This is a genomic window from Pseudomonas sp. N040 (genome assembly GCF_015637705.1).
Lineage (GTDB): Bacteria > Pseudomonadota > Gammaproteobacteria > Pseudomonadales > Pseudomonadaceae > Aquipseudomonas.
In genome coordinates, this window is sequence record NZ_JADOBE010000007.1 from 30,415 (window position 1) to 48,611 (window position 18,197).

The 18,197-nt window shown below is 58.4% G+C and carries 13 protein-coding genes, 3 tRNA genes and 1 pseudogene; 11 read left to right on the plus strand and 6 right to left on the minus strand.

Annotated features, from left to right (window positions below; genetic code table 11):
• A complete protein-coding gene (gene lpxH / locus ISX93_RS11435; protein ID WP_195778863.1) occupies window positions 1–735 on the minus strand; it encodes a UDP-2,3-diacylglucosamine diphosphatase in 735 nt (244 codons plus the stop codon).
• 4 nt (window positions 736–739) lie between these two features.
• On the minus strand, window positions 740–1,234 hold the full coding sequence (locus ISX93_RS11440; RefSeq protein WP_195778864.1) for a peptidylprolyl isomerase: 495 nt from the start codon (window positions 1,232–1,234) through the stop codon (window positions 740–742).
• A gap of 235 nt (window positions 1,235–1,469) precedes the next feature.
• Between ISX93_RS11440 and ISX93_RS11445 the strand changes: the two genes are divergently transcribed.
• The gene (locus ISX93_RS11445) at window positions 1,470–3,137 is read left to right on the plus strand and encodes a glutamine--tRNA ligase/YqeY domain fusion protein (RefSeq protein WP_195778865.1); all 1,668 of its coding nucleotides are present in this window, start codon (window positions 1,470–1,472) and stop codon (window positions 3,135–3,137) included.
• Window positions 3,137–4,522 carry a cysteine--tRNA ligase gene (gene cysS / locus ISX93_RS11450; RefSeq protein WP_195778866.1) on the plus strand — a complete coding sequence of 462 codons (1,386 nt, stop codon included), beginning with the start codon at window positions 3,137–3,139 and terminating at the stop codon, window positions 4,520–4,522. The genes ISX93_RS11445 and cysS overlap by 1 nt, the downstream gene beginning before the upstream one ends.
• 53 nt (window positions 4,523–4,575) lie before the next feature.
• Here cysS and folD read toward each other — a convergent pair whose 3' ends face one another.
• The gene (gene folD / locus ISX93_RS11455) at window positions 4,576–5,430 is read right to left on the minus strand and encodes a bifunctional methylenetetrahydrofolate dehydrogenase/methenyltetrahydrofolate cyclohydrolase FolD (RefSeq protein ID WP_195778867.1); all 855 of its coding nucleotides are present in this window, start codon (window positions 5,428–5,430) and stop codon (window positions 4,576–4,578) included.
• Between the two features lie 266 nt (window positions 5,431–5,696).
• Here folD and ISX93_RS11460 point away from each other — a divergent pair.
• The 9 genes and pseudogenes from ISX93_RS11460 (at window position 5,697) to ISX93_RS11500 (ending at window position 14,610) form a co-directional block, all read left to right on the plus strand.
• Window positions 5,697–5,772, plus strand: a tRNA-Arg gene (locus ISX93_RS11460).
• A 31-nt stretch (window positions 5,773–5,803) separates the two neighbouring features.
• A tRNA-His gene (locus tag ISX93_RS11465) sits at window positions 5,804–5,879 on the plus strand.
• Between the two features lie 53 nt (window positions 5,880–5,932).
• Window positions 5,933–6,017: transfer RNA gene (locus ISX93_RS11470), tRNA-Leu, on the plus strand.
• Window positions 6,018–6,145: 128 nt separating this feature from the next.
• Window positions 6,146–7,456 (plus strand): trigger factor, encoded by a 1,311-nt coding sequence (tig, locus tag ISX93_RS11475; protein ID WP_195778868.1) that lies wholly within the window; start codon window positions 6,146–6,148, stop codon window positions 7,454–7,456.
• 95 nt (window positions 7,457–7,551) lie between these two features.
• The gene (clpP, locus tag ISX93_RS11480; RefSeq protein ID WP_195778869.1) at window positions 7,552–8,193 is read left to right on the plus strand and encodes an ATP-dependent Clp endopeptidase proteolytic subunit ClpP; all 642 of its coding nucleotides are present in this window, start codon (window positions 7,552–7,554) and stop codon (window positions 8,191–8,193) included.
• A 107-nt stretch (window positions 8,194–8,300) separates the two neighbouring features.
• Window positions 8,301–9,581: an ATP-dependent Clp protease ATP-binding subunit ClpX gene (gene clpX, locus ISX93_RS11485; protein ID WP_195778870.1), complete on the plus strand. Its 1,281-nt coding sequence runs from the start codon at window positions 8,301–8,303 to the stop codon at window positions 9,579–9,581.
• Window positions 9,582–9,718: 137 nt separating this feature from the next.
• The gene (gene lon, locus ISX93_RS11490; RefSeq protein WP_195778871.1) at window positions 9,719–12,115 is read left to right on the plus strand and encodes an endopeptidase La; all 2,397 of its coding nucleotides are present in this window, start codon (window positions 9,719–9,721) and stop codon (window positions 12,113–12,115) included.
• Between the two features lie 118 nt (window positions 12,116–12,233).
• Window positions 12,234–12,521, plus strand: a pseudogene (locus ISX93_RS11495) (HU family DNA-binding protein); the annotation flags it as partial.
• A gap of 211 nt (window positions 12,522–12,732) precedes the next feature.
• Complete coding sequence (locus ISX93_RS11500) at window positions 12,733–14,610, plus strand: SurA N-terminal domain-containing protein (protein WP_195778873.1); 1,878 nt, start codon at window positions 12,733–12,735, stop codon at window positions 14,608–14,610.
• Window positions 14,611–14,734: 124 nt separating this feature from the next.
• Here the strand turns inward: ISX93_RS11500 and fabI are convergent, their stop codons facing one another.
• From fabI to ISX93_RS11515, 3 genes are read right to left on the minus strand one after another with little or no spacing between them, the layout of a single operon-like run.
• Complete coding sequence (gene fabI, locus ISX93_RS11505) at window positions 14,735–15,529, minus strand: enoyl-ACP reductase FabI (RefSeq protein WP_195778874.1); 795 nt, start codon at window positions 15,527–15,529, stop codon at window positions 14,735–14,737.
• Window positions 15,530–15,531: 2 nt separating this feature from the next.
• Window positions 15,532–17,175, minus strand: coding sequence for an ABC transporter ATP-binding protein (locus ISX93_RS11510; protein ID WP_195778875.1), 1,644 nt, complete (start codon window positions 17,173–17,175; stop codon window positions 15,532–15,534).
• Window positions 17,172–18,197, minus strand: coding sequence for an ABC transporter permease (locus ISX93_RS11515; RefSeq protein ID WP_195778876.1), 1,026 nt, complete (start codon window positions 18,195–18,197; stop codon window positions 17,172–17,174). The genes ISX93_RS11510 and ISX93_RS11515 overlap by 4 nt, the downstream gene beginning before the upstream one ends.

Below are 18,197 nucleotides of genomic sequence, written 5' to 3' on the forward strand. Positions count from 1 at the left end.
TCAGCCGGCCTTGATCGGGAAGGGCGCCAGCGCAAAACCGCTGGCGTCGACCTGCAGGGCCCAGCCTTGCGCATCCCAGTCGCCCAGCACAATCCTCTGCGCGGGCTTGCCATCCACTTGCAGGTCATGGATCGCCGGTCGGTGCGTGTGGCCGTGGATCAGTTTGCGCACCCCGTATTTGTGCAGGATGCGCGGAATCTCTTCGGGGCTGACGTCGATGATGTCGGCGGCTTTCAGCGCCGTCTTTTGCAGGCTTTCCTGGCGCAGCTTGCGGGCCAGTGCCTGACGCCTGGACAGCGGCATGACATGCCGCAGGATGAACAGCCCCAGCGGGCTGCGAATGCGTGCACGTTTGCGCAGGTACTGGACATCGCGGGTGCACAGGGTGTCGCCGTGCATCAGCAGCACGCTCTCGCCACCCAGCTGTACCAGGCTCGGGTCGGGCAGCAGGGTGCAGCCGGCCTTGCGGCAGAAGTGCTTGCCGAGCAGGAAGTCGCGGTTGCCGTGCATCAGGTAGACCTTGGTGCCGCTGTCGGCCAGCTGGCGCAGGGCCTGGGCGATGCCCTCCTGATAGGGGGTCATGCCGTCGTCGCCGATCCAGACTTCAAAGAAGTCACCGAGGATATACAGCGCTTCGGCGCCCGGGGCGCGCGTCTGCAGGAAGTCGAGAAAGGCCCGGGTGACATCCGGGCGTTCCTCTTGCAGGTGCAGGTCTGAAATCAGCAGGACGCTCATCGGCTTACTCGATGATCTCGGCCTTTTCGATGATCACGTCGTCATTCGGCACGTCCTGATGACCGCCACGCGAGCCGGTGGCCACGCCCTTGATCTTCTCGACCACCTCCAAGCCTTCGGTAACCCGGCCAAACACCGCGTAGCCCCAGCCTTGCGGGGTGGGCGAGCTGTGGTCGAGGAAATCGTTGTCCTTGACGTTGATGAAGAACTGCGCGGTAGCCGAATGCGGGTCACTGGTACGCGCCATGGCGATGGTGCCGGTTTTGTTGGAAAGCGCTTTGCTGGCTTCGTTCTTGATTGGCGTGCCGACCGGCTTCTGCTTCATGCCGGGCTCGAAACCGCCGCCCTGAATCATGAAGTTGCTGATCACCCGGTGAAAGATGGTGCCGTCATAGTGGCCGCTTTTCACATACTGCTTGAAGTTGGCGGCCGTCTGGGGCGCCTGTTCGTCGAAGAGTTCGAGGGTAATCACGCCGAAGTTGGTATGCAGTTTGATCATGGATGGATCGCTCGTTGATGGCTGGAAACGCCCGGTTGGTTGGCCGGATCAGCCTGAAAATCACCAGGAATCCCGGTTTTGCCGGGGCAAAGACGGATCTGCTGGCAGTTCTTTTCGCTGATTAGGCAACCTCGGCAGCATTGCGACTGACAGGGGTTGGGCGGGTTCGCTATCATAAGCGCTTTGTTTTGGCCGGCCTACCCTGTGCCTGCTGTCATTGATGCTAAAGGTCACCATGAGCACGCCTGAAACTCCTGTTGTTACAAACTTCCTTCGTCCGATCGTGCAGTCCGATCTGGATAGCGCCAAGCACACGAAGATCGTTACCCGCTTCCCGCCGGAACCAAACGGCTACCTGCATATCGGGCATGCCAAGGCTATCTGCCTGAACTTTGGCCTGGCCAAGGAGTTCGGTGGCGAGTGCAACCTGCGCTTCGACGACACCAACCCGGCCAAGGAAGACCAGGAATACATCGACGCGATCAAGAGCGATGTGCGCTGGCTGGGCTTCGAGTGGGCAGGGCAGGAGCGCTATGCCTCCAATTATTTCGAGCAGTTGCACGACTGGGCGATCTGCCTGATCAAGGCCGGCAAGGCCTATGTCTGCGACCTGTCGCCGGACGAGGCGCGCGAATACCGCGGCAGCCTGACCGAGCCGGGTAGGAACAGCCCGTTCCGTGAGCGCAGCGTCGAGGAGAACCTCGACCTGTTCGCGCGCATGAAGGCGGGCGAGTTTGCCGATGGCGCCCGCGCCCTGCGCGCGAAGATCGACATGGCTGCGCCGAACATGAACCTGCGCGACCCGATCCTCTACCGCATCCGCCATGCCCATCATCATCAGACCGGTGACAAGTGGTGCATTTACCCCAGCTATGACTTTACCCATGGCCAGTCGGACGCGATCGAGGGCATCACCCATTCGATCTGCACCCTGGAATTCGAAGATCACCGGCCGCTGTACGAATGGTTTCTCGACAATCTGCCGGTGCCGGCCCGGCCACGCCAGTACGAATTTGCCCGCCTTAACCTCAACTACACGGTGACCAGCAAGCGCAAGCTCAAGCAACTGGTCGACGAACAGCATGTCCAGGGCTGGGATGACCCGCGCATGTCGACCCTCACCGGCTTCCGCCGTCGGGGCTATACGCCGGGCTCGATCCGCAACTTCTGCGACATGATCGGGGTGAACCGTGCCGGTGGCGTGGTGGATATAGGCATGCTCGAGTTCTGCATCCGCGAAGACCTGGATGCCCGCGCACCGCGCGCCATGTGTGTACTGCGCCCGCTCAAGGTAGTCATCAGCAACTACCCGCAGGGCCGGGTGGAAAACCTCGAACTGCCCCGGCACCCCAAGGAAGACATGGGGCTGCGTGTGCTGCCGTTCAGTCGCGAGATATTCATCGATGCCGGCGACTACGAGGAAAACCCGCCCAAGGGCTACAAGCGTCTTGAGCCGGGTGGCGAAGTGCGCCTGCGCGGCAGCTACGTGATTCGTGCCGATGAGGCGATCAAGGATGCTGCCGGCAATGTCGTCGAACTGCGTTGCTCCTACGACGAGAACACCCTCGGCAAGAACCCCGAAGGGCGCAAGGTCAAGGGCGTGATTCACTGGGTGCCGGCAGCCGGGAGCGTCGAATGCGAAGTGCGCCTGTATGACCGCCTGTTCCGCTCGGCCAATCCGGAGAAGGCCGAAGACGCCGGCAGTTTTCTGGATGACATCAATCCGCAGTCACTGGTAGTTCTCAAGGGCTGCCGTGCAGAGCCGTCGCTGGCCGGGGCGCAGCCGGAAGAGCGGTTCCAGTTCGAGCGCGAAGGCTACTTCTGTGTCGATCTGAAGGACAGCCAGCCAGGGGCGCCGGTGTTCAATCGCACCGTGACCCTGCGTGACTCCTGGGGGCAGTAATGGCGCTTTCGATCTACAGCACCCTGAGCAAGACCAAGGAGCTATTCAAGCCGCTGGTGGACAACCAGGTGCGCATGTATGTCTGCGGCATGACGGTGTATGACTTCTGCCATATCGGTCATGCGCGGGTGATGGTGGCGTTCGACGTGATTTCTCGCTGGCTGCGCCAGAGCGGCTACGACCTCACCTATGTGCGCAACATCACCGACATCGACGACAAGATCATTCGCCGTGCGCAGGAGAATGGCGAACCATTCGAGGCGCTCACCGAGCGCATGATTGCAGCCATGCACGAGGACGAGGCGCGCCTCAGCGTGTTGCGCCCGGACATGGAACCGCGGGCCACGGAGCATGTGGCCGGCATGCACGCGATGATCCAGACGCTGATGGACAAGGGCTATGCCTACGCCCCGGGCAATGGTGACGTGTACTACCGGGTCGGCAAGTTTGCCGGCTACGGCAAGCTGTCGCGCAAGAAGATCGAAGACTTGCAGGTGGGCGCGCGGATCGAGGTCGACGAAGCCAAGGATGACCCGCTGGATTTCGTGCTCTGGAAGGGCGTCAAGCCGGGCGAGCCAAGCTGGCAGTCGCCGTGGGGAGCGGGGCGTCCGGGCTGGCATATCGAGTGCTCGGTGATGTCCAATTGCTGCCTGGGAGAAACCTTCGACATTCATGGTGGCGGCCCGGACCTGGTGTTCCCCCATCACGAGAATGAAATTGCGCAGAGCGAGGCGGCCAACGGCAAGCCCTATGCCGCGACCTGGATGCATGCCGGCGCGGTGCGGGTAGACGGCGAGAAAATGTCCAAGTCGCTGGGCAATTTCTTCACCATTCGCGAAGTGCTGGAAAAATACCATCCCGAGGTAGTGCGTTACCTGTTGGTTTCCAGTCATTACCGTAGTCCGATCAATTATGCCGAAGACAGCCTCAAGGAAGCCAAGGGCGCGCTCGAGCGTTTCTACAATGCCCTGAAGGGCTTGCCGGCAGCGCCTGCGGCCGGTGGCGAGGCCTTTGTCGCGCGTTTCCGCGCGGCGATGGACGATGACTTCAATACTCCGGAAGCCTGTGCGGTGCTGTTCGAGATGGTTCGCGAAATCAATCGTCTGCGCGATACCGACCTGGCGGCCGCTGCGGCGCTGGCGGCGCAGTTGCGGGCGCAGGCAGAGGTGCTGGGGGTTCTGCAGTTGTCCGCCGATGCATTTCTCAAGGCCGGTGCCGACAGTCGGGTGGATGCTGCGCAAGTCGAGGCGTTGATTGCCGAGCGGATTGCCGCGCGTGCGGCGAAGAACTGGGCAGAGTCAGATCGAGTTCGCGATCAGCTGCTGGCCATGGGGGTGGTGCTGGAAGATGGCAAGGGTGGTACGACCTGGCGTCTGGCTGAGTGAGTCATCCGTCAAAGCGCGGCCTGCTGGGCCAGCGCTTTCACTGAACAGCAGGGTCAGCTGTGCAGATGCTCTGCGGCGTACAGGGTATTTTCCAGCAGGCAGGCACGGGTCATCGGGCCTACGCCGCCCGGCACCGGGGTAATCCAGCCGGCCCGGGCCTGTGCGGTCTCGAACACCACATCACCGATCAGCTTGCCATCGTTCTGCCGGTTGATGCCCACGTCGATGACGATGGCACCGGGCTTGATCCATTCGCCTTTTACCAGGCCGGGTTTGCCGGCGGCGACAATGACAATGTCTGCCTGCCCCACGTGACCGGCGAGATCCCGGGTAAACCGATGGGTAACGGTAACGGTACTGCCGGCCAGCAGCAGTTCCATCGCCATGGGCCGCCCAACGATGTTCGAGGCGCCGACGATGACGGCGTATTGTCCGTGCAGGTCGATACCGGTGGATTCCAGCAGGGTCATGATGCCTTTTGGGGTGCACGGACGCAGTAACGGAATGCGCTGGGCCAGACGACCGATATTGAAGGGATGGAAACCGTCAACGTCCTTGTCCGGATGGATGCGCTCGAGCAGTCGCGATGTATCCAGGTGCGCGGGGAGTGGGAGCTGAATGAGGATTCCGTCTATGCCGGGGTCTTCATTCAACTGGTCGATCAGCTGTTCAAGGTCGGCTTGCTCAGTCTGCGCGGGCAGGTCGTAGGCCTTGGACAGGAAGCCCACTTCTTCGCAGTCCTTGCGCTTGTGCGACACGTATACCTGCGAGGCGGGATCACTGCCCACCAGAATCACTGCCAGGCCGGGGGTGCGCAGGCCTTGCGAGCGGCGTTCGGCTACACGCTGGGCAATCTGTTGGCGCAGTTTCGTAGCAATTGCCTTGCCATCGATCAGTTGTGCGGTCATGGCGTTCAACAAACCATCATCAGCTATATAAAGAGGTGCGTATTCTGGCATGTTGCGCCGCTCGGACAAAAGCATTCGCGTGAGTGATTCGTGTAAGCCCTTTATTCGGCTGATTTTTTTATCTTTTCCGTTGACTTGGGTGGAATCGCCTCTGTAAGATTCGCCCGCTTGTCGAGCACAGCAACAGCTGGGTGCGAAGGCACTGCGAACCGTTGGGTTCCGCTGCAGCCAAGGCTTGGATCTGTATCTATGATGCGGATTGATAAGCGCCCGTAGCTCAGCGGATAGAGCATCCGCCTTCTAAGCGGATGGTCGCAGGTTCGAGTCCTGCCGGGTGCGCCATTTGGCGATTCTGGTAAAAGCAGTAGATATGGTGGGCGTAGCTCAGTTGGTAGAGCACAGGATTGTGGCTCCTGGTGTCGAGGGTTCGATCCCCTTCGTCCACCCCATATTCCAGAAATGCCAGACCTTGGGTCTGGCGTTTTTGTTTTAAGCGTTACCTGCGGACGTGGTGGAATTGGTAGACACACTGGATTTAGGTTCCAGCGCCGCAAGGCGTGAGAGTTCGAGTCTCTCCGTCCGCACCATCTATTTATCCCTTCTGTTCATGCAGCCTTATTCTGCCGAGTGACTTCTGTCATTTGAGCTACTAGAATGCATGCCCTTGATTCTGGGGCCGGATCATTCGGCCATGTCTGTGCAACGAGGAATATCCATGCAAGTTTCTGTTGAAAGCACCTCAGCTCTTGAGCGTCGCATGACCATTGGCGTTCCGGTCGAACGTATCGAGAATGAAGTCAATAAGCGTCTGCAGCAGACTGCCCGTCGCGCCAAGGTTCCGGGCTTCCGTCCGGGCAAAGTGCCAATGAGCGTGATCCGCCAGCGCTACGAGAGTTCTGCTCGCCAGGAAGCGCTGGGTGATTTGATTCAGGCCACCTTTTATGAAGCCGTGGTTCAGGAAAAACTCAATCCTGCAGGCTCGCCTGCCGTAGAGCCAAAAGTGTTCGAGAAGGGCAAAGATCTCGAGTACGTTGCGACTTTCGAGGTTTTCCCCGAGTTTCAGGTAGCCGGCTTCGACGGCATTGAAGTCGAGCGCCTGCAGGCCGAGGTTTCCGATGCTGATCTGGACAACATGCTGGAAATCCTGCGCAAGCAGAACACCCGTTTTGAAAGTGTCGAGCGCGCCGCAGAGAATGGCGATCAACTGAATATCGATTTTGTCGGCAAGATTGATGGCGAGGTGTTCGCCGGTGGTTCGGCCAAGGGCACGCTGCTGGTGCTGGGCTCCGGGCGCATGATCCCGGGCTTCGAGGATGCGCTGGTTGGCGCAGTCAAGGGTGAAGAGCGCGTAATCACCCCGACGTTCCCGGCGGACTATCAGAATCTCGATTTGGCGGGCAAAACCGCAGAGTTCACCGTCACGGTTAACAGCGTTGCCGCGCCGACCCTGCCGGAACTGAACGAAGCCTTCTTTGCACTGTTTGGCGTGAAGGAAGGGTCGATCGAGGATTTCCGTGCCGAAGTGCGCAAGAACATGCAGCGTGAACTGCGCCAGGCCATCAAATCCAAGGTCAAGAACCAGGTCATGGATGGTCTGCTGGCCACCAACCCGATTGATGTGCCCAAGTCGCTGGTGACCAGCGAAATTGATCGCTTGCGTGTGCAGGCGGTGCAGCAGTTTGGCGGCAATATCAAGCCTGACCAGTTGCCGGCTGAACTGTTTGAAGAGCAGGCCAAACGCCGCGTGGTGTTGGGTCTGGTGGTGGCTGAAGTGGTCAAGCAGAACGAGCTCAAGCCGGATGATGCGCGTGTTCGCGCCATGATCGAGGAGATGGCCTCAGCCTACCAGGAACCTGAGCAGGTAGTTGCCTGGTACTACAAGAATGACCAGCAAATGAACGAGGTTCGTTCGGTTGTGCTGGAAGAGCAAGTTGTAGATACTGTTTTGCAGAAGGCCAAAGTGACTGACAAGACAGTCTCCTACGAAGAAGCCATCAAACCTGCCGAGACCCCTCAGGCAGCCTGATCCAGCTTTGACGTATGAAGTACCCATAAGCCAGCTGATTGCTGGCTTATGTGTCTATGAGGCATGACTAATTAATTCGGGAGTTGTCACTGAATATGTCGCGCATTTCGTTGAATCAACAAACCCCTGAGATTCAGGCTGCTGGCGGCCTGGTTCCAATGGTTGTCGAGCAGTCAGCGCGCGGTGAGCGCGCTTACGATATCTATTCGCGCCTGCTCAAGGAGCGCGTGATTTTTCTGGTGGGTCCGGTCGAGGACTACATGGCCAACCTGGTGGTTGCCCAGCTGCTGTTCCTCGAAGCGGAAAACCCGGACAAGGACATTCACCTTTACATCAATTCGCCAGGTGGCTCGGTCACTGCGGGCATGTCGATTTATGACACCATGCAGTTCATCAAGCCTGATGTTTCCACCATCTGCATCGGCCAGGCGTGCAGCATGGGCGCCTTGCTGCTGGTTGGCGGGGCTGCCGGCAAGCGTTACTGCCTGCCGCATTCGCGCATGATGATTCACCAGCCACTGGGAGGTTTCCAGGGCCAGGCTTCGGATTTTGAAATCCACGCCAAGGAAATCCTGACCATTCGTGACCGGCTTAACCGGATCATGGCCCATCACACCGGGCAGCCGCTCGACGTTATCGCTCGCGACACGGATCGTGACAACTTCATGAGCGCGGATGAGGCAGTCAGCTATGGCCTGATTGATAAAGTCATCAACAAGCGCGAAATGGCGAGCTGAGACTGAACCAGGCTTCGATCGGGCGATGCCCGGTCGCTTGGCAGGCTTGAAAATGCCTGCATTTGCCTTCATCTTGTGATTCAAGCTTATCGGATTGGATTGAACGAATGACTGACATCCGCAATGGCGAGGACACTGGCAAGCTTTTGTATTGCTCCTTCTGTGGCAAAAGCCAACACGAAGTGCGCAAGCTGATCGCCGGTCCCTCGGTCTTTATATGCGACGAGTGCGTGGATCTGTGCAATGACATCATCCGAGAGGAGGTGCAGGAGGCACAGTCGGAGAGCAGTGCGCACAAACTTCCGGCGCCGAAAGAAATCAGTGCCATTCTTGATCAATATGTAATCGGCCAGGAGCGCGCCAAGAAGGTGCTGGCGGTGGCCGTCTACAACCACTACAAGCGCCTTAACCAGCGTGACAAGAAAGATGATGTCGAGCTGGGCAAGAGCAACATCCTGCTGATTGGTCCAACGGGCTCGGGTAAAACCTTGCTGGCGGAAACCCTCGCGCGCCTGCTCAATGTACCGTTCACCATCGCTGATGCAACGACGCTGACCGAGGCGGGTTATGTCGGTGAGGATGTTGAAAACATCATTCAGAAACTGCTGCAGAAGTGCGATTACGATGTCGAAAAAGCCCAGATGGGCATTGTCTACATCGACGAGATCGACAAGATTTCCCGCAAGTCCGACAACCCCTCGATCACCCGCGACGTCTCCGGCGAAGGTGTCCAGCAGGCGCTGCTGAAGCTGATCGAAGGAACGGTAGCCTCTGTGCCGCCGCAGGGAGGCCGCAAGCACCCGCAGCAGGAGTTCCTGCAGGTTGATACCCGCAACATTCTGTTTATCTGCGGTGGAGCCTTTTCCGGCCTGGAAAAGGTCATTCACAGCCGCTCGACCAAAGGTGGGATTGGCTTTAGTGCAGAGGTCCGCAGTCCGGACCTGGGCAAGAAGGTCGGTGAAACCTTGCGCGATATCGAACCCGACGATCTGGTCAAGTTTGGCCTGATCCCAGAGTTTGTCGGACGCCTGCCGGTCATCGCTACGTTGGATGAGCTGGATGAAGCTGCACTCATGCAGATTCTGATTGAACCGAAGAATGCCTTGACCAAGCAGTATGCGCGCCTGTTCGAGATGGAAGGTGTGGGTCTGGAGTTTCGCCCGGAGGCACTCAAGGCCATTGCACAGAAGGCTCTGGAACGCAAAACCGGCGCTCGTGGTTTGCGCTCGATTCTGGAAGGTGTGCTGCTGGACACCATGTACGAGATACCCTCGCAGTCCGAGGTCAGTAAAGTTGTGGTGGATGAGAATGTGATTTTTGGTACATCCAAGCCCTTACTGATCTATGAGAATCTGGAAAAGCCTGCGAAGGCATCGCCGGACGCGTAACGAAATAAAGGGGCCTGCTGGCCCCTTTGCTTTTCTGGGGTTGATCGCTTGTTTTTTGCTGGCCCCAGCCCCATCTTGGAAATAGCGTTAATTTGCAGAATTCTGAATACGGCCAATGAGCCGGTTGGGGCTGAATCATGAAGACAACCATTGAACTTCCACTGTTGCCATTGCGGGATGTGGTGGTTTTTCCGCACATGGTCATCCCGTTGTTTGTCGGACGGGAACGCTCTATCGAGGCTCTCGAGGCGGCCATGAAGGGGAGCAAGCAAATTCTCCTGGTGGCGCAAATGAATCCTGCGGATGACGATCCGGCCGAAGATGCCCTGTATCGCATGGGCACCGTGGCTAATGTGCTGCAGTTGCTCAAGCTGCCGGATGGAACTGTCAAGGTTCTGGTAGAGGGCGAACAGCGCGGCGCCATACAGAAAATCAGCGAACTCGATAGCCATAGCCTGGCTGTTGTGGAGCTGGTAGGCGAGCCCGAGGCCTCAACGCGAGACTCCGACGTATTCATCCGCAGCCTGATGAGCCAGTTCGAACAGTATGTCCAACTGAGCAAGAAGGTGCCGGCTGAGGTCCTTTCATCGCTCAGCAGCATTGATGAACCCTCGCGCCTGGTCGATACCATGGCGGCGCACATGGTGCTCAAACTGCCGCAGAAGCAGGAGGTTCTCGAAATCATCGAACTTGCGCCGCGAGTCGAGCATGTTCTGGCTCTGCTCGATGCCGAACTCGACCTGTTGCAGGTCGAAAAGCGTATCCGCGGCCGGGTCAAGAAGCAGATGGAAAAGAGCCAGCGCGAGTACTACCTGAACGAACAGATGAAGGCCATTCAGAAGGAGCTGGGGGATATCGAGGAAGGTCACAATGAACTGGATGACCTGAAAAGGCGCATCGACAATGCCGGGCTGAGCAAGGAAGCGCTGACCAAGGCCAATGCAGAACTTAACAAGCTCAAGCAAATGTCGCCCATGTCGGCGGAAGCCACCGTGGTTCGCTCTTATATCGACTGGCTGGTTAATGTTCCGTGGACGGCGGAAAGCAAGGTTCGACTGGACCTGGCGAAGGCCGAAGACATCCTCAATGCCGACCACTACGGACTCGAAGAGGTAAAGGATCGTATTCTTGAGTTTCTCGCCGTGCAGAAGCGGGTGAAGAAGGTCAAGGGGCCGGTGCTGTGCCTGGTCGGGCCGCCGGGTGTCGGCAAGACCTCTCTTGCCGAATCCATTGCGCGGGCAACCAACCGCAAGTTCGTGCGTATGGCACTGGGCGGGGTCCGCGACGAAGCAGAAATCCGTGGTCACCGCAGAACCTACATAGGTTCGATGCCGGGGCGTCTCATCCAGAAAATGACCAAGGTTGGCGTGCGCAACCCTCTGTTTCTGCTCGATGAAATCGACAAGATGGGCAGCGACATGCGCGGCGACCCGGCATCGGCGCTGCTGGAGGTCCTGGACCCGGAGCAGAACCACAATTTCAACGATCACTACCTGGAGGTCGATTACGACCTTTCCGATGTGATGTTTCTCTGCACGGCCAACTCCATGAATATTCCTGCACCACTGCTGGATCGCATGGAGGTGATTCGCCTGCCCGGCTATACGGAGGACGAGAAGGTCAATATTGCGGTCAAGTACCTCGTACCCAAGCAGACCGAAGTAAACGGACTGAAGAAAGGCGAGGTGGAGTTTGATGAGGCTTCAATTCGTGACATCGTGCGCTATTACACGCGCGAGGCCGGGGTCAGAAGTCTGGAGCGCCAGATCGCCAAGGTCTGCCGCAAAGCGGTCAAGGAACACGCCCGCGAGAAGCGTTTTCATGTGCAGGTAGAGTGCGGTTCGCTTGAGCATTATCTTGGTGTACGCAAGTTCCGTTATGGCTTGGCAGAACTGGAAGATCAGGTCGGCCAGGTTACCGGCCTGGCGTGGACCCAGGTGGGTGGTGAGTTGCTGACCATCGAGGCAGCTGTTGTTCCCGGCAAGGGCCAACTGATCAAGACCGGCTCGCTGGGCGATGTGATGCTCGAGTCCATAACGGCAGCACTGACAGTGGTGCGCAGCCGGGCGAAAAGCCTGGGTATCGCGCCCGACTTCAACGAGAAGAAGGATATCCATATTCACATGCCGGAAGGCGCGACTCCTAAAGACGGGCCGAGCGCAGGGGTGGGGATGTGTACCGCCCTGGTATCAGCCCTGACACAAATTCCGGTTCGCGCAGATGTGGCCATGACCGGTGAAATCACCCTGCGCGGGCAGGTGCTGGCGATTGGCGGGCTTAAGGAGAAATTGCTGGCTGCACACCGGGGCGGAATCAAGACAGTTATCATTCCGGAAGAAAATGTGCGTGATCTGAAGGAGATTCCTGAAAATATTAAGCAGGACCTGCAGATTAAGGCGGTCAAATGGATTGACGAGGTCCTGCAAATTGCGTTGCAATACGTCCCGGAGCCTTTGTCCGATTCTGCGGTAGAAATACCGGCAAAAGATGAGAAGCGAGAGCCTGAGGCCAAAGACAGAATCAGCACCCACTAGCGAGTTGCTCGTTCTTGACACGATTTTGAGCCCCTTGCTATAAAGCGGCACAAGTCGGCAAACTGCCTCTCTCAGCAAATTTAGCTTTACCACCAACACTAAGAATACAACTGAAAATTTAAGGGGACACAGAGTGAACAAGTCGGAACTGATTGATGCAATTGCAGCCTCTGCCGATATCCCAAAAGCCGCCGCTGGCCGTGCTTTGGATGCTGTTATCGAATCCGTAACTGGTGCTCTGAAGGCCGGTGATTCCGTAGTACTGGTCGGCTTTGGTACTTTCTCTGTGAAAGACCGCGCCGAGCGTACTGGCCGTAATCCTCAAACTGGCAAGGCAATCAAGATTGCTGCTGCCAAGATCCCTGGCTTCAAAGCTGGCAAGGCATTGAAAGACGCGGTCAACTAAGCGTCCTTCGATTGTTGTCGAGCAGTCCAGCAGTTCTTTGGACTGATTGTGGAGCGGTAGCAAAATCGGTCTGGCCGGTCTTTCATATCAGGGTTGTTACCCAACGTTCCGCAAGTCACGAGAAGGCGCATCCCCGGATGCGCCTTTCTTCTTTCTGAGATTACCCATGCCGCACGGCTGATGAATCAGTACAGCCATTTCTGGGGGACGCATGCTGCAGAATATCAGGGACAATTCCCAGGGTTGGATAGCCAAAACCATCATCGGCCTGATGGTCGTTTTGATGGCGCTGTTTGGCGTGGATCAAATATTTCAATCAGTCAGCAATTCGCAAGATGCTGCAGAGGTCAATGGTGAGGCCATCAGTCTCAATGCCCTGGCACAAGCTGCGGACATGCAGCGGCGTCAGTTGCAGCAACAGCTGGGTAACCAGTTTGATGAGTCGATGATCAATGAAAAGTTGCTGCGCGATTCTGCCCTGAATGGGCTGATTGAACGCCAGTTGCTCCTGCAGGGCGCTGCAGATTCGGGTTTTGCCCTTTCTGAGGTGGCGCTTGACCAGGTCATTTTGCAGGAACCCGCCTTTCAGGTAGACGGGAAGTTCAACGCCGACCGCTTCGACATGGTTATCCGCCAGGCCGGTTATACGCGCCAGCAGATCCGCGACAGGCTGCGTGCCGACATGCTGGTCATGCAGCTGCAGGCAGGTGTGGCTGGCAGCAGTTTTGTCACCGATGCAGAAATTGCCGAGTTTGCCCGGCTGGAAAAACAGACGCGCGATTTCGCAATCCTTACGGTCAAGGCTTCGACAGAAGGAATCACAGTCAGTGATGCGGATATCAATACTTTCTATGACCAGCATGCAGCCGAGTTTCTCAGTCCCGAGCAGGTTCAGCTTGAGTATGTAGAACTCAAGAAGGCGGACTTCTTTGATCAGGTGGAAGTCAGCGCAGAGGAGCTGCAAAGCCAGTATCAGAAGGAAATTGCCGGCCTGGCCGAGCAGCGCCAGGCGGCACACATATTGATCGAAGTGGATGACAAGGTCACGGATGAGCAAGCCAGGCAGAAGCTTGTCGACATCCAGCAGCGCCTGACCAATGGCGCTGATTTTTCTGCGCTGGCCAAGGAGTTTTCCGCTGATCCGGGATCGGCAAACAGTGGCGGTGATCTGGGCTATGCGGGCCCCGGGGTATACGATCCGGCCTTCGAGGAAGCGCTCTATGCCCTCAAGCCTGGCGAAGTATCAGCGCCGGTTCGCAGTGCGTATGGCTGGCACCTGATCAAGCTGCTGGGCGTGCAGGCAGCGGACATTCCTTCCTTTGATAGCCTCAAGGAAAAGCTGACCAAGGATCTCAAGGCTGAAAAGGTCGAGCAGCGCTTTGTTGAGGTCAGCAAGGAGCTGGAAGACTCTGCCTTCGAGTCGGCGGATCTGACCCAGCCGGCCCAGGAACTGGGTCTGGACATCAAGCTGAGCGAGCTGTTCGGTCGCGAAGGTGGGCCGGGACTGGCGGCCAATCGCCAGGTCCTGCTGGCCGCTTTCAGCGAGGAATTGCTGGAGAACGCGGCGAACAGCCAGTTGATCGAACTGGATGCGGATACCGTGGTTGTCGTGCGGGTGAAGGTGCACAACAAGCCGGAGCAATTGCCGGTGGAATCGGTCGCTAGCGTGATCCGTGATCAGTTGCTCACGCAGCGTGCGGCTGCAGCTGCCGTACAGAAAGGTGAGCAATTACTGGCGGCCTTGCGCGAAGGCAAGACACTGGCCGACAGCAGTGCAACTGACCAGACATGGGCCGTGGTCGAGGCTGCATCGCGTAATCAGGAAAATGTTGCCCCTGAAGTTCTGCAGGCAGTATTCCGCATGCCCAAACCGGGCGCAGAGGACAAGCCGAGTTTTTCAGGTATTGCCACGCGCAACGGTGATTTCACGCTGATACGCCTGAATGGCGTCAATGAGCCGCAAGCGACTGCGTTCAGTGACGAGGACAGGGCTACGTACCGGCGCTTCCTGTCTTCGCGCAGCGGGCAGCAGGATTTTGCGGCCTATCGCCGCCAACTGCAGGAACATGCCGAGATCGAACGCTTCTGATCGGTCATGTACTAGCAAAAAAGCAAACGCCCCGGACTTCCGGGGCGTTTGCTTTTGCGGTGCAGCAATAATGCGGCATCGACAAGACCTGTAGCATTACCTGCAGCAGGTCTGGTGCATTGTCTTAGTCTTCGATTGCACCCATGGCAGTGGTGTTGAAGCCGCCATCCACGTAGAGGATTTCACCGCTGATCCCTGATGCCAGGTCAGAACAGAGGAAGGCGCCGGCGTTGCCGACTTCTTCGATGGTTACATTGCGGCGCAGGGGTGTTTGCTTTTCATTGGCTGCCAGCATCTTGCGGAAGCTCTTGATGCCGGAAGCGGCCAGGGTGCGGATGGGTCCAGCCGAGATGGCGTTGACCCGGGTTCCTTCCGGACCGAGGCTGCCGGCCAGATAGCGAACGCCCGCTTCGAGACTGGCTTTGGCCATGCCCATGACGTTGTAGTTGGGCATGGTGCGCACCGCGCCAAGATACGACAGGGTCAGGATGCTGCCATTGCGGCCTTGCATCAGGTGACGCCCGGCCTTGGCCAGGGCCACCAGGCTGTAGGCGCTGATGTCATGGGCGATCTTGAAGCCTTCGCGGGTGGTCACGTCGGTGAAGTCACCGTCCAGCTGGTCGCCGGGGGCAAAGCCGACCGAGTGGACGATCACATCCAGGCTGTCCCACTTCTTGGCCAGCGCAGCAAAAGCATTGTTGATCTCGTCATCGCTGGCCACGTCGCAAGGAAAGCAGAGTTCAGGACTGGAGCCCCAGCCTGTTGCAAACTCCTCGACCCGGCCCTTGAGCTTTTCGTTCTGGTAGGTGAAGGCGAGCTCGGCACCCTCGCGGTGCATGGCGGCAGCAATACCTGAAGCGATCGACAGTTTGCTGGCTACGCCAACGATGAGAACCCGCTTGCCGGTGAGAAAACCCATGTTCATTCTTCCTCTTCTGGTTGGTCGACGGCAGTGGCTGGTGCCATGAAGGCAGCTTCCAGCAGCTGTCGTGTGTAAATGTGCTGTGGTGCGGCAAAGATGCTGTGTGCCGAACCTTGTTCAACTACCTGTCCCTGCTTGATCACCATCAGTTGATGGCTCAGTGCCTTGACCACTGCGAGGTCGTGGCTGATGAACAGGTAAGTCAGGTTGTATTTCTGTTGCAGGTTTCTTAACAGTTCCACTACTTGCCGTTGTACCGTGCGATCGAGTGCCGAGGTCGGTTCGTCCAGCAGGATCAGCTCCGGCTTGAGCACCAGGGCCCTGGCAATCGCGATGCGCTGGCGCTGGCCACCCGAAAACTCGTGTGGATAGCGATGGCGGGTCTGTGGATCCAGTCCCACCTCCACTAGGGCAGCAATGATTGCCTGCTCTTGTTCTTCCTCATTGCCAAGCCGATGAATCTTCAGGCCCTCGCCAACAATCTGGCCAACCGACATCCGCGGGCTCAGGCTGCCATAAGGGTCCTGAAAGACCACCTGCATCTGCCTGCGCAGCGGCCTCACCGCCTGCTGGCTGATTCCGTCCAGTACCTGGCCCTTGAAGCGAATCGAGCCCTGGCTGGCGATCAGGCGGAGTATTGCCAGGCCCAGTGTAGACTTGCCCGAGCCACTTTCCCCGACAATCCCCAGGGTTTGTCCCTGTGGCAGATCGAAGTTGATCCCATCCACGGCTTTCACGTGATCAACGGTATGCCGCAGCAGGCCCTTCTTGATCGGAAACCACACTTTCAGGTCCTGCACCGCCAGCAGCGACTGGCCTGGCGGGTTGTGCGCCGGTTCCCCGCTCGGCTCGGCGCCCAGCAGCTCCCGGGTATATGGATGCTGCGGAGCGCTGAACAGCGTTGCGCAATCAGACTGTTCGACGATCCGACCTTGCTGCATGACACATACGCGTTGCGCAATTCTTCTGACCAGATTCAGGTCATGGCTGATCAGCAACAAGGCCATGCCCAGACGCGCCTGCAATTCCTTGAGCAGCTCGAGGATCTTCAGCTGGACGGTGACATCCAGTGCCGTGGTTGGCTCATCGGCAATCAGCAGTTCCGGTTCATTGGCCAGTGCCATGGCGATCATCACGCGTTGCCGCTGACCACCGGACAGCTCGTGGGGATAGGCTTTGAGGCGCTTGGCCGGCTCGGGAATGCCAACCATGTCGAGGAGCTCGAGTACCCGCTCGCGGGCCGCGCTACCGCGCAGGCCCTTGTGCAGCTGCAGGATTTCACTGATCTGCTTCTCGATGCTGTGCAGCGGATTGAGCGCGGTCATCGGCTCCTGAAAGACCATCGCGATGCGGTTGCCGCGAATGCGGCGCAAGTTGTTCTCGCGCGCCTGCAGCAGGTCCTGGTCGGCATACAGGATGCTGCCGCTGGGGTGGCGCGCGCTCGGGTAGGGCAGCAGGCGCAGGATGGAATGCGCGGTGACGGATTTGCCTGAACCACTTTCGCCGACAATGGCCATGGTTTCGCCACGGCGGATATCAAAGCTGACGTTGCTGACAACCCGTTGTACCTGCTGGCCGCTGACAAACTCGACGGACAGGTCGCGGACCTCGATGAGGTTCTGCGGATTCTGCGGTGCGTTCATGCCTTGCTCCGTGGATCAAAGGCATCCCGCGCCGCTTCGCCGATAAACACCAGCAGAGTGAGCATGATGGCCAGCACGGCAAAGGCACTGATGCCCAGCCAGGGGGCCTGCAGGTTCGACTTGGCCTGTGCCACCAGTTCGCCCAACGAGGGTGAACCGGGTGGCAGGCCGAAACCGAGGAAGTCGAGTGCAGTGAGGGTACCAATCGCACCGGTGAGGATGAAGGGTACAAAGGTCATGGTGGAGACCATGGCATTGGGCAGGATGTGATTGAGCATGATCGCGCCGTTCTGCATGCCGAGTGCGCGGGCCGCGCGCACATATTCCAGGTTGCGGCCGCGCAGGAACTCGGCGCGCACCACGTCGACCAGGCTCATCCAGGAAAACAGCAGCATGATGCCCAGCAGCCACCAGAAGTTTGGTTGCACGAAGCTGGCCAGGATGATCAGCAGGTAGAGCACTGGCAGGCCAGACCAGATTTCCAGGAAGCGCTGGCCGATCAGGTCAACCCAGCCGCCATAGAAGCCCTGCAAGGCGCCGGCGATCACGCCGATGAGCGAGCTGAGCAGGGTCAGGCTGAGGGCGAACAGCACCGAGATGCGGAAGCCGTAGATGACCCTGGCCAGCACGTCCCGACCCTGGTCATCAGTGCCCAGCCAGTTGTCCGGAGAAGGCGGGGCGGGCGCCGGTACTCGCAGGTCATAGTTGATGCTGGCGTAACTGAAGGGAATCAGCGGCCAGAGCATCCAGCCATCCTTCTGCTCGATCAGTTCGCGCACGTAAGGGCTCTTGTAGTTGGCCTGCAGCGGAAACTCGCCACCGAAGGTGGTTTCCGGGTAGCGCTTGAGCACCGGGAAGTACCAGCCGCCGTCGTAACGCACGACCAATGGTTTGTCGTTGGCGATCAGTTCGGCACCGAGGCTGAGAATGAACAGGGCCAGAAACAGCCACAGCGACCACCAGCCGCGCTTGTGCGCCTTGAATCGCTCGAAACGGCGCTGATTGAGAGGGGATAGTGGCAT